Raw genomic sequence first — 12432 nt, 5'->3', positions numbered from 1 at the left:
TATGTTATCAAGAGTAGGCGAAACTTTATATTGGGTATCTCGATACATTGAACGTGCGGAAAATGTAGCTCGTTTAATCAACGTTAACAATTTACTGATGATGGACTTACCCAAAGGCGTATGTACCGGCTGGGAGCCATTAATTGATATCATTGGTGTACGCAAAGCGTATTCAGAAAACCATACTGATTTTTCTGAGCAAAAAGCATTAAGGTATTTACTTGTTGGTAGTGATAATAGCTCGTCAATTTTAAACTCTATCACTTCTGCCAGAGAAAGCGCGCGTACAATTCGTGATGTAATACCGCGAGACGTATGGGAAGAAATAAACTCTCTGTATTATTATGTAAAAGACAATCAAAAAGAAGGGATAACAAAGCGTGGGCGTTTTGAGTATTTAAAAAAGATTATAGATTCAGCCCATCAAATATTTGGGGCGTTAGATGCCACAATTAATCATGATCAGGGCTATGTTTTTATCCGTTTTGGTTCGATTATAGAGCGCGCAGACATGACATCGCGAATTTTAGATATTCGCTCTGCTACGTTAATCACCAGCGAAGAAGAAGTAAAACCGTTTGATAATATTCAGTGGATCAGTTTATTGCGCTCATTAAGTGCTTATCAAATGTATCGCCAAGAAATGGGCGTTAGAGTACAGCGTGCAGATGTAATAGAATTTGTAATGCACAGCAAAGTATTCCCACGATCTATTTTATTTTGTATGAATGAATTAAAAGCATTGGTTTTACCTTTGCCAAACTCAACAGAAATTATTAAATCAATTGATGATGCAATTGTTGAGTTAGAAAATAAAGACGTGCGAGTACTTAAAAACGGTCTGTTGCATGACTTTATCGATGAAATACAAATAGACTTAGCTGGAATACATAACGGACTGGCCGAAACGTATTTTTTAAAACAAGCAGAATAATAAAAACTGTATATTGTGAGATGACTGCTTAGTCTTAAGCGGTCATTTTTTTGCTTAAATTTATTTATAATAATTTTAAAACCTGCATAATTAATTTTTACTTCCTCATCCGTTGGTATCGCAATGAAAATCATCTCGACTAATATTTCTAAAATTAAAACTCTTATTCATAATGGTAAAGAGGTGAAAACAGGAATATTTAAAACCCCAACTAACGAGCGTGTAGTGATTGAAAAGCTAAACATTATAGGTGACGAGCAAGCTGATTTAGTTAATCACGGCGGGGTAGATAAAGCGGTATATGCTTTTTCGCACAATCATTATGAGTATTGGCAGAAGGCTCTTGAAAACGAGAATTTAAGTAGCGGTATATTTGGCGAAAACTTCACGATTTCTGATCTTGATGAAGCGAATATACACATAGGTGACCATATTCGAATTGGTACTGCACTGCTTGAAGTAAGCCAGCCTCGTGTACCCTGTTTTAAATTAGCTATCGCCCTTAATAATAAAAATAGTCTTAAACTATTTACGCAGCATTACTGCACTGGCGTGTATTTTAGGGTACTAGAGCAAGGCGTTGCAAAAACGGGTGATAGTGTTGCTATCGAGAAGAAAGCCTCGCACGACATATCAGTTAAAACGCTGTTTCAGGCGTTTTTTGATAAACAATACCCAGGTTATGAAAGCGTATTACTAGCAGCACTTGAACTACCCGAGCTTGCGCTTGAGTGGCAAACTAAGATTAAAAAGAAGCTCGCAATATAACGCCGTGTGAGTGCTGTTAAACTTTAGCTTTCCAATCACCTTCTTTTAAAAAATGTTGCTGTAAAAGGGTTAGTAAACTTTCAGTAACTGGGCCTGTAGGTTTACTTCTTGATACCACGCAACCTATAGGCGTTAGCCAACCGCCTTGCTCATGTGTTACGGGTAGCGCAACAAGGTCACCTTGTTTAAGTTGTTGTTTTATTGCCAACTCAGGCACCAACGCCCAGCCCACATTTTGTGTTACCAAATCTATGAGTGTTTGATGAGTATTGGCGTACCAAACCTTAGCGCTTATAGCATAGCTAAACCATAATTCTGATTGATTAAGGCTACGGTGAGCACATTGCCTATGTGCTTTTAAGTGACTGCTATTTACTTTATTAAGTTTAGCAAGCGCATGTTGCGGTGACGCAATCGTTAAAAATCGAGCTTGGCCAAGCAAAAAAAAGTCCATATCTACCTTTAACTCACCATCACTATATATGATGCCTATTTGCGCTTTACCTATTTTTACAAGTTCTTCTACATCAAACGTAGTAGCCGATATTAATTCAAAGTTTGTAATAGGGTACTGCTGTGCAAGGGGGGCTATTATTTTTAAAATTCCGTGATTACTTATGCTTTCGTCAATAGCAATTACTACGTCTTGCTCGTTGTTTTTAGCAAGAGACTCAACTTTTTGATCGAAATAAGTTTGTTGTTGCAGTATTGAATAAGCAACAGGTAATAAGGTTTTTCCACTTTTTGTTAAAGTGGGAGTATTTTTATTACGGTCAAACAATGTTTGATCTATTGCAATTTCAAGGTTAGAGATAGCTTGGCTAATACCCGACTGTGCACGCTTTAACTTTCGCCCTGTTGCTGAAAAAGAGCCGGTTTCTACTACGGTTACAAATGTTTTTAGTTGCTCTAAGCTGTACATTTTATTCTACTTTATCTAGAACTATATACTCATCTTATCACTATAGATGATAGTTGCTAACTTTAGTAACTAAATAAATCTGTCATTATCACTACACTTAAATATTAAGAGATAAAGAGGACATTATGACAGAGAAAATGGGGGCAACAGAGCGAGTATTTCAGGCAGTTCTGTTTGAGATTTTAGCCGTATCGTTATCAATTTTAGGTTTAGCACTATTTACAGATCATGCAATTGAGGCTTTATCGGGCACTATGGTAATTGTTGCGACAATTGCTATGTGTTGGAACTTTATTTTCAACTGGTGTTTTGACAAAGTAGCTACCGGTGCAAAAGAGCAACGTTCTGTATTATTCCGTATTTTTCACGTGCTTTTATTTCAAGGCGGGTTACTTGTTTTTACTATTCCCGTGATGGCAATCATTTTAAAAGTAGGCTTATGGGAAGCATTAATAATGGATATAGGCGTAACTTTTTTTATAACCCTTTACGCTTTTACTTTTAACTTAGTTTACGACCACACACGAGCCTATATTTTTCATTCAAAAAATGCTGCATGTTAATACACTTTTTAAATATGGGATGACTTAACAAAGTTTTGTATTTAGCTGCTGGTGTATTTGCCAATGCACCAGCACTTTTTGAGGCGTAATATTGCCCAAGTTTGCTTTATAGTGGCAAAAAACTAATAAAGGATCTTTTTATTAAAAGTGAATAAAGCTAAATATCAATTGTTATTTATAGAGGAGCTAGTAAAAAAGATAAAGTCTGCTATACCTAAGGTTATAAACACTATAATTATTATAGTGTTATTTAAAAATTGTTGGGTTAGTAGCTAAAATAGGTGTCGTATATGAATATCTCAAGAAAACTGATGCTTATTGTAATATTAACTGCAGCAGAGATAAGCATTACTGTTTATTCTGCTTTTGAAATAGCTAAAGGGGCTAAGTTTCACCAACTTAACTTTCTTCATTTAAAATATGTTCATCAACTTACCAAATCAGTTAAAAAAATAGAAAACAATATCCCCATTGATATAAATACTATTGAGTCGGATATATTGTTAATTAGGCAACAGCCAATTGAGTGTGTTGAACAAATAAACCCGGTAAATTATGCAGTTATGAAAGTTATTAATACAGAGCATACATTAACAATCTGTGTAAACGATATTGAAATTGCTAATAAAGCCTTATTATCGGTTGCACAGTATAAAAAGGGGGAGCTTAGTAGAGACGCTTTTTTACTAAATCTTAATACTTCGCTAAGTGGCTTTAATAAAAACACTGAGCTGTTTGAGGAACCAATTAGAAAAACAGTATCGTTTATACTAATGACGTTAATTCCACTTGTTATAATCATATCTTTTTTTAATATTCTTTTTATAAGTTATCTTTCCCGAACTATATCCAGCTCAATCCGAAATCTAACTCTTCTTTTATCAAGTAAACCCGAAAGCAATATTAATCTAGACGATGAACTTGATATAAAAACGTCGGGTGAATTAAAAGCACTCGTTATTGCGGCCAGGCAGCGTATTAAAAATGATCTTTTAAATATTGAAAACAGTATTGAACTTAGACAGATTATAAACACCCAAACGGCGTCCCTGCAGCAAGCAAATGATGAACTTGCCCAGTTTGCTTATCGAGCTTCCCATGACCTGAAATCACCGCTGTCAGGGGCTAAATCCCTAGCGCATTTTGTTATTGAAGATATAAAAGCGGGAGACACAGAGGAGGCAAGCCGAAATGCACTGATTATCTATCAGCAAATGGAAAAGTTGGAAACACTTGTTGTTGATATTTTATTGTTAGCGAAAGCTGAAATTGGCAGTGAAGATAGAGACGTAATTGACTTTAATCAGTTAATTATTGATATGAAAGAACGACTGTCTTGGCTCATGAAAGATAATCCTTGTACGCTAGAAACAACAATTAACTTATCAGTACCTATAAAATCAGAAAAAGCACGTTTTGCCCAAATTATTGAAAACTTAATTTCAAACGGGTTGAAGTATTACGATAGAAACAAAGACTCACCTTATGTTCGCTGTGATATTTTTAATGAACAAGAGACGTTTTTTATTACTGTTACAGATAACGGATTGGGAATACCACAAAAGCATCAAAGTGAAGTGTTTGATATGTTTAAGCGATTTCATGCAGAGACAAGTACGGGTTCTGGTTTAGGGATGGCGCTGGTTAAAAAACATATTGAGTATTTAAATGGTGAAGTATCACTGCAAAGCTCTGATGAAGGTACGACGTTTAAAATAATAATACCAATGGATAAGCTAACATGACAAAAATAAAACCTCCTATATTAATTGTCGATGACAATGAAGTTGACCGGTACATTCTTAAAAGACTAATTAAAGAGGCTAAATTAGAGCTGACGATTTTTGAAAAGAAAGATGGTCAAGAAGCATTAGAATTTCTCGAAAATTATGAATCTAATAGAATAAAGTATCCGGATGGATTTCCTCCAATACTTATATTTTTGGACATCAATATGCCAAAAGTTAATGGTATTCAGTTTTTAGAGGAGTTTTCTAAACTAAGAAAGATGATAGAGATAAGCTCGTGTGTTGTTATGATGTTTAGCTCATCTGAAAGAGAAGAAGAAAAAAAGATTATAATGTCACACGATTTTGTAAAAGGTTACCTTGTAAAAGGAAGCTTTCAGGCAGCAGAATTAAAAGAAAAAGTCTTGGCTGTCATCGGCCAACACTTGGACAAACACAGCTGATTATTAGGTCTGAAAAACTCTAAACTTTTATTGCTGACTGAGCCTATGTGTCGCCGATATATTACTGTTACATTTACTAACTTAATTGTTTTTTGTAGTTATTTAGTAACAAGTTAATTTCGTTTGCAGGCATTGGCTTTGAAAATAGAAAACCTTGCAAGTAGTCTATATTTAATTTTTTACATAGCTGATGCTGGGCTTCAGTTTCGATACCCTCAGCTACTACAGAAAAATCTAGTTTTTTCAGCATTAAAGATAAGCTCTCGATTATTTTTAATCGCTTATTATTTTCTCCGCCTAACGATTGCATGCTTTTGTCTAATTTTACTATATCAATAGGGTAGGAAATAAGGTGAGATATGGATGAGTAACCCATACCAAAATCATCCAAAGCAATCCTAAACCCTTTGTTAGACAAAGAAGTTAATATCTCAATCACTTCTTTACTGTTTTCCATAAAAGCTGTTTCTGTTATTTCCAGAATAATACTACTGGTTTTTAAATTGTATTTTTCGACTGTATTTAATAGATACGTTTGTAAAAACTCTCTTTGTAGCTGTATAGGTGAAATGTTGATAGATAGAGTTAACGGCGTTTGGTAGTCTTTCTTCCACAAAGATAACTGCTCTAAAGCACTCGCGATTATCCATTTTCCTAGGGGTTCTATTAAGCGACATTCTTCAGCAATAGGAATAAACTCATCAGGAGTATAACTAACGGTTGAATCGGGCCAACGGATCAGTGCTTCAACACCTGTCATAATTTGTGTTTTTGAACAGTAAACTGGTTGATAAAAAAGCCTAAAGTTTTTTTCCTCTATATGCTCTTTTATACTATTTTGAATATCTACCCGGCGACTAAATTCGTATTGATATTGCTCTTTGTAGAAGCTGATTCTACTTTTACCACTTTGCTTTGAGCGATACATTGCAATGTCAGCGCATTTTAGCAGTTCATGCGATTCAGTCGCATCGTTTGGATATAAAGCACTTCCTATACTAACACTGCAATTTAAAGTTCTACCTTCATGTAAAAAGGGTTTTGACACTTCAGCTAAAATTCTATTTGCTATCATACCTATTTGATTAATATTGCAAATCCCACCTATTATAACTGCAAATTCATCACCACCTAATCGAGCAAATCCTTCGTTTTGTCTTAGGCAACTATTAATTCTGTGCACGGTTTGTATTAAAATTTCGTCGCCGACACTATGCCCGAGCGTATCATTAATATTTTTGAAGTTATCTAAATCTAAAGCAAGTAACGCCACGCAGTTTTTAGCACGTTTATTATTGGCTATCATTACTTTTAGTATTTCTTCAAAATGATATCGATTGGACAAACCAGTAAGCTGATCCCTCTCAGCCATATGCTTAACAGCAAGATAACTGTTATGCATTCGTTGCTCTGCTTCAAAACGTTTTTTTGCATATATAAGAGCCTTATTTAAACTGCTTCCTGTTATATCTCCTTTAGGTAAAAAGTCTTGAGCACCGGCTTCTATACACTCAATTGCCAAGGTTGAATTTTCTGAAGAGCTGATCATGATAATTGCGGTATTACCGAGTTTAGGTTTTTTGCGCATTTCAATTAGCATTTCAATACCGTCTTCTTTGGGCATATTATAATCGAGTAAGATTATGTCAAAGTGGTTGTTTTCAATTACTTTTAACCCTTCGCAAACGCATGTTACTTCAGTGATGTTATGAAGTTGAGAGTCGTCTGAAATAAGCATTTTTTTAATTAATTTGCGATCAACTAAGTCATCATCAACAATTAAAATATTCATACGTTCCTTCTAAGAGCAGCATCAACATGATGCTCGTTTATAATTGATAATTTCATAGTTAAAATTTTGGCCAATAAATAGTGAATGTACTGCCAAGCTTTCCATCGGAGGCTACTTCAATTTTTCCCCTGTAATTAATAATGAGCTTATTGGCAATGCAGAGTCCAATGCCGCTACCTTCAACGTCATCTCGAGATTGTAATGTTTGAAATAACTTAAATATGAGTGAAAAATATTTAGGGTCAATTCCAGGGCCATTATCTTTTATTTCAATAATGTAATATTGATTAGAGCGGATAAGTGAAATATCGATAACCGGGTGCTCTTTATTGTTATGTTTTATTGCATTACTAATAAGATTTTGAAAAACAGTTTTAAAAGGGATCAGCGGTATATCGAGTACTTCGTTATTGGCGTTTATATCTACAGTGACAGTCTGTGGAACTTCTAAAATTTGTTCTACATCTTGGTAAATACTTTCTAAAGATATGTTTGCACGCGTTGAATCACAGCTATTTATTCTCGAGTAGCTTAGTAAATCCTCTAGTAGTACTTGCATTCTATTAGCCCGGCTGAGCACAAGCTGAAAGTTTTCTAGGTGCTCTTGAGGGAGTAAATATTTACAGTCATCATAAATCCACTCTAATAAACGCTTTATAGCATTTAATGGTGACTTTAGATCGTGAGAAGCAATACTGGTAAATTCATCAAGTTCATCACTCACTTTTTGTAATTTTTTGAGTAGGCGATCTTTTTCAATTTCGTCTTCTTTGTTTTGCTCAAAAATTGTTGAGTGAAACTTAGAACTGTTTATTTTTTCTAATTGTTTTTTACGTTGGACTAACTGGTTTACAAAGTTTTTTTGTAAACTATTTAAGATTGATTGCTCTTTTTCTGTAAGTAGTGAATCACTTGCTCGGTCAAATATAAACCATCCAAACTTAAGGCCTGAGGGCAAAATGATAGGCGATATAACTCTGAATATTTTAGGGTTAGACTCGATAATCGATTCACTAAAAATGTCATTAGGTAGTTGTTCTTTAGCTACTGTTATTTTTGAACCGAATTTATATAGCTCAATGATACGTTGAGGCAGGTTAGCAACAATAGAGAGTGCGCTAGTATCAAAAATGTTTAAAACAAGCTCAGCAATACTTTCTAAGCTTGTTTGAATGTCATTATCAAGAGAGGTAGTTAATTGCTGCTCATCTATTAATGATACACCTTCTATATAACTCTCTACATTGGGCATTCAAACTCCTACAACAGTATTAAATAAATATGCCTCATTAAAATGAGATGCAACAAATGATTAACTTATTGTAGTTGATTATTTTGAATGCGTTGAATAATTTGCATTATAAATAGACTTCAAATTAGGGTTTTACCTTATTATAGTCAGCAGGTTATGAATCAATTTTAAAATAAGGCAAAACTCAATCTGGGTGTGAAATTTGTAACTTAATAAATAACTATTATTTAGGGTAGTGGTATTACTAAAGATCAACATGCCCAAGTAAAAACAGCATATTTAATCGCTCATTTGTACAATTGTTTGCGCTACGCTAAATAAGGTTTTATGCGTATCCATTGCTTGTTTTTGTAGCTGTTTATGGGCTTGCTCTTCGGTGAGCTTTAACTGCTCAATAAGTATGTACTTGGCTTGGTGAATGACCTTTTGCTCACTAATAACTTTTTTAGCGTCAAGTAACGCTTGGTTTATTTGTTTTATATGCTGGCTTTGCTCGATAATTAAATCATACATAGTTTTATTACTGTTGAGCTTATCGGCCGCTATATTTTGGTTTACTTCTGGCTCTGGTTGCTTAATGGCTAATTGGCCAAAAGTAGGGGCTATGTGTTGCTCTACCATATTGTTAAGTACCTGCTTATTTGTATTTAAGCTACGTTGAGCACAGGCTATTTGCATTGCTGCGGTATCAATTAACTGATCTGCTATATTTTGTTCAATTTTGTGCATTATATCTATGCGCGTAGTGGTTACTTCGTACCATACTTCGCTTAGTTGCGAGAGCGGTTGAGCATTCTCGTCATCGAGTTTTTGCAGTAAACTTCTAAGTTGGTCTACCTGATTATTCACCTGATGTGTTGTTAACGTGGCAAAGCATTTTAAAAGGTGCGCATCGGCGTACCCATTAAAAAAGTCAAAACTGTGGTTTTGCTCTTGTACGAAATGCGCGAGTTGTTGTTTTTGCTCAGTGGTAAATTTACTCGCTGCAAATGCTTGTGCACCACAGGCACGTTCTTGTCCTGCGTATTCTTTACCTTGCATAAAGTTAAAAAAGGCAACTAATAAACGCGTTATTTTAGGATCGCTTGCGCCATCTGCTGCCTCTAAAATAATATTGAGTAAACTAGCAATTAACTGCGTGAAAGACTGCGTAGCATGCACTGCACTAATGTTTTGTTGTGCTATTTGCTTGCGCAATACCGGTAATGCATCGAGTGCTTGTAAGCTATAGGTAATTAAATTAAATAACCGAGTATGGCCAGTATCGGCGTTGTCGTTTATAAATGTTTGTTTAAGAGAATCATAAAATGCAGTTTGTGCGCTGTCGCTTAAAGGGATTTGTTCTTGTAATTGGGTTTTAAATCGCTCGCGATTTGAGGCCAAAAATATATTACTCATTGCGCGTTCTTTTTGTAACTGATGTACAAAATCGCCTAATTTAGTAAGCGAGGCACAACTGTTTTGTAATTGCTTTAGCGCGTGTATTTCTTGATACTTTGCTGCTAATAAAAACTGTTTTGTGAGAGGATTGCTTGTCGCCATTGGTATTATTCCACACTTTTTTGTTTTTAAAGTGCAACCACTGTTCCAATCATTAATAAATTTCATCATTGAATTTAAAATCAAGCTAATACAATTGCTTAAAGTGTTGTTTTTGTTTGCCACTGTTTTTCTATAATTTAAATTACCATTACTTTTAACTTATTTGGTGCATTTAAACATGTTATTGCACACAACTTGAACCCAAATTAAAAACAAAAAAAGCGCCTACTCCTGGGGAGGTAGTAAGCGCGAAAAGTGCATTATTCATTTTGTATCATGCGTTAACATTTATACTGTTTAATAACTCAGGGCTAATTGCCATTTTATGATTTATTACTTCACCAATCATAATTAGGGTAGGACCTTGAAGGTTGTGTTTAGCATGCTCATTTACTATCAGTTCAAGCGTACTAGTAATTACTTTTTGCTTAGTGGTAGTGGCATTCTCTATTAGTGCAATGGGTGTATTACTTGGCCAGCCCACTGATTGCAAACCGCAGCTTAGCGTTTGTAAGCGCGAAAGCCCCATATAAACCACTAAAGTGGGGTTGTTGTTTGCAGGCATAAACGCGTAATTTTGCCAATGAGGTTGCTTGTTAGGATCGGCAAACTGCGCCGTTAAAAACGTAACACTACGCGCTACATCGCGTGCAGTGAGCGGAATACCCGTATAAGCAGAAGTAGNAAAATTAATATTATGCTTGGTAAGTGCATCGGCTTCTTCGTTAATACGTGCAAATATACTCGGATCACCGCCTTTTAAACGCACTACGTTTAAGCCTTGTTGCGCGTATTTAACCAGTAGTTCGCAAATGTTAGCTTGGGTCATTGAGTGCTTACCCGCACGTTTACCTACAAATACTCGCTGTGCTTTTTTAGGAAGCGTTTTTAATAAATCATCGCTTACTAACCAATCGTATAAAACAACATCGGCGGTATTAATTAAACGCTGCGCTTTTACCGTAATTAGCTCTGCGTCTCCTGGGCCCGCACCAATTATATAAACGTTGCCGCTTTTAGCACTGCGATCATTTGAGCTTGTTAGCTTAGTAACAAGCTTATTTAGCCACACGTTTTCAATACCCGAAAAATAAGACAGTACACTCATACTATTCGCCTAAGCCACAGCTGTTGTAACTTTTGGTTCAGAGCTTATAAATACACTGCCGTCTTCAATTTTTGCATTAAAAACCGGTAAGTGTATTGCTTCTGCTTCTAAACATTCGCCTGTTTCTAGGCAAAAGTGTTGCTTATATAAAGGCGATGCGACAACTAATTTATTGTCGATTGAGCCAATAATGCCACGCGATAATACATTGGCTTTGCCAATCGGGTCGTAGTTGCTAATGGCAAACACAGCCGTTGGGTTTTGCGGAATGTAAAAAATAGCTACTTGCTGATTATTAACTAATGCGCATACGCCGCTATTAGCCACTAGGTTGTCGATTGTTCCAATATTATGCCAAGACATCAGCTTGCTCCTCTTCAACTTCCATTACTGGAATACGGTTTTGTGTATTACGTTGCTCACGTTTTTCGGCTTCTGTAGCAGGGCGAATTTGGTTACGCTCTTGCACAAATAAAATGTTCTCATCGGTTTCGGGGCTATTAACAAACTGGCGGAATCGTTTGGCAGCATCTGGGCTTTCAATCGCTTTTTTCCACTCACAAGCATAGGTTTGTGTAATTAACTCCATTTGCGCTTCTAGTTCGTCGCAAATGCCTAAGCTGTCGTCAATGACTACGCTTTTAAGGTAGTCTAAACCGCCTTCAAGATTTTCCATCCATACCGACGTACGCTGTAATTTGTCAGCCGTTTTAATGTAAAACATAATCACGCGGTCAATGTATTTAATCAGTGTTGGCGTGTCTAAATCGGTTGCAAATAAATCAGCGTGTCGAGGGCGCATACCGCCATTACCACACACATATAAGTTCCAGCCGTTTTCAGTGGCTATAATGCCAATATCTTTACTTTGTGCTTCGGCGCATTCGCGAGTACAACCCGATACTGCCATTTTAAATTTATGCGGCGCACGTAATCCTTTGTAGCGGTTTTCTATTTCTATTGCGTGTCCAACGCTGTCTTGCACACCATAACGACACCATGTACTACCCACACACGATTTAACCGTTCTAAGAGACTTACCATAGGCATGACCGGTCTCAAATCCAGCTTCGATAAGTCGCTCCCATATAATAGGAAGCTCTTCTAAGCGCGCACCAAATAAATCGATACGTTGACCGCCAGTGACTTTGCAGTACAGGTTAAAATCTTTGGCTACTTGTCCAATTACAATGAGTTTGTCGGGCGTTATTTCGCCGCCAGCAATACGCGGTACTACAGAGTACGAACCATCTTTTTGCATATTTGCTAGGTACGTATCGTTAGTGTCTTGTAAGCCAACATGGGCGGGTTCTAAAATAAAGTCGTTCCATGTTGAGGCTAAAATAGAGCCAATGGCAGG

At 36.1% G+C, this 12432-nt stretch carries 11 protein-coding genes and 1 pseudogene; 5 read left to right on the top strand and 7 right to left on the bottom strand.

Features of this window, described 5'->3' with window-relative positions; genetic code table 11:
• Position 1: 1 nt before the first annotated feature.
• Entirely contained in the window at positions 2-934 is a 933-nt protein-coding gene (locus L656_RS0101850) for an alpha-E domain-containing protein (RefSeq protein ID WP_024597985.1), read from the top strand.
• 123 nt (positions 935-1057) lie between these two features.
• The gene (locus tag L656_RS0101845; protein WP_024597984.1) at positions 1058-1702 is read left to right on the top strand and encodes an MOSC domain-containing protein; all 645 of its coding nucleotides are present in this window, start codon (positions 1058-1060) and stop codon (positions 1700-1702) included.
• 16 nt (positions 1703-1718) lie between these two features.
• On the opposite strand, the gene L656_RS0101840 is transcribed toward L656_RS0101845, so the two are convergent.
• Positions 1719-2624, bottom strand: coding sequence for a LysR family transcriptional regulator (locus tag L656_RS0101840; protein WP_024597983.1), 906 nt, complete (start codon positions 2622-2624; stop codon positions 1719-1721).
• A gap of 125 nt (positions 2625-2749) precedes the next feature.
• Here L656_RS0101840 and L656_RS0101835 point away from each other — a divergent pair, with 125 nt between their 5' ends.
• The 3 genes from L656_RS0101835 (at position 2750) to L656_RS0101825 (ending at position 5378) form a co-directional block, all read left to right on the top strand.
• On the top strand, positions 2750-3187 hold the full coding sequence (locus L656_RS0101835) for a PACE efflux transporter (protein ID WP_080668952.1): 438 nt from the start codon (positions 2750-2752) through the stop codon (positions 3185-3187).
• A 290-nt stretch (positions 3188-3477) separates the two neighbouring features.
• Entirely contained in the window at positions 3478-4932 is a 1455-nt protein-coding gene (locus L656_RS0101830; RefSeq protein ID WP_024597981.1) for a sensor histidine kinase, read from the top strand.
• The gene (locus L656_RS0101825) at positions 4929-5378 is read left to right on the top strand and encodes a response regulator (protein ID WP_024597980.1); all 450 of its coding nucleotides are present in this window, start codon (positions 4929-4931) and stop codon (positions 5376-5378) included. The genes L656_RS0101830 and L656_RS0101825 overlap by 4 nt, the downstream gene beginning before the upstream one ends.
• 76 nt (positions 5379-5454) lie before the next feature.
• Here the strand turns inward: L656_RS0101825 and L656_RS0101820 are convergent, their stop codons facing one another.
• From L656_RS0101820 to L656_RS0101795, 6 genes and pseudogenes are all read right to left on the bottom strand, one after another.
• Positions 5455-7170: a two-component system response regulator gene (locus L656_RS0101820; RefSeq protein WP_024597979.1), complete on the bottom strand. Its 1716-nt coding sequence runs from the start codon at positions 7168-7170 to the stop codon at positions 5455-5457.
• A gap of 58 nt (positions 7171-7228) precedes the next feature.
• Positions 7229-8422, bottom strand: a complete 1194-nt coding sequence (locus tag L656_RS0101815; RefSeq protein ID WP_024597978.1) for a sensor histidine kinase — start codon at positions 8420-8422, stop codon at positions 7229-7231.
• Positions 8423-8701: 279 nt separating this feature from the next.
• Positions 8702-9964, bottom strand: coding sequence for a nitrate- and nitrite sensing domain-containing protein (locus L656_RS0101810; RefSeq protein WP_024597977.1), 1263 nt, complete (start codon positions 9962-9964; stop codon positions 8702-8704).
• Between the two features lie 274 nt (positions 9965-10238).
• Positions 10239-11072: a uroporphyrinogen-III C-methyltransferase gene (cobA, locus tag L656_RS0101805; protein WP_024597976.1), complete on the bottom strand. Its 834-nt coding sequence runs from the start codon at positions 11070-11072 to the stop codon at positions 10239-10241.
• Between the two features lie 9 nt (positions 11073-11081).
• Positions 11082-11435 carry a nitrite reductase small subunit NirD gene (gene nirD / locus L656_RS0101800; RefSeq protein ID WP_002959861.1) on the bottom strand — a complete coding sequence of 118 codons (354 nt, stop codon included), beginning with the start codon at positions 11433-11435 and terminating at the stop codon, positions 11082-11084.
• Positions 11422-12432 (bottom strand): annotated as a pseudogene (locus L656_RS0101795) (nitrite reductase (NAD(P)H)); the annotation flags it as partial. The pseudogene L656_RS0101795 and the gene nirD, both read right to left, overlap by 14 nt.

This window comes from Pseudoalteromonas sp. TAE56, assembly GCF_000497955.1.
Taxonomy (GTDB): Bacteria; Pseudomonadota; Gammaproteobacteria; order Enterobacterales; family Alteromonadaceae; genus Pseudoalteromonas.
This window is presented reverse-complemented; position numbering and strand designations above follow the sequence as displayed.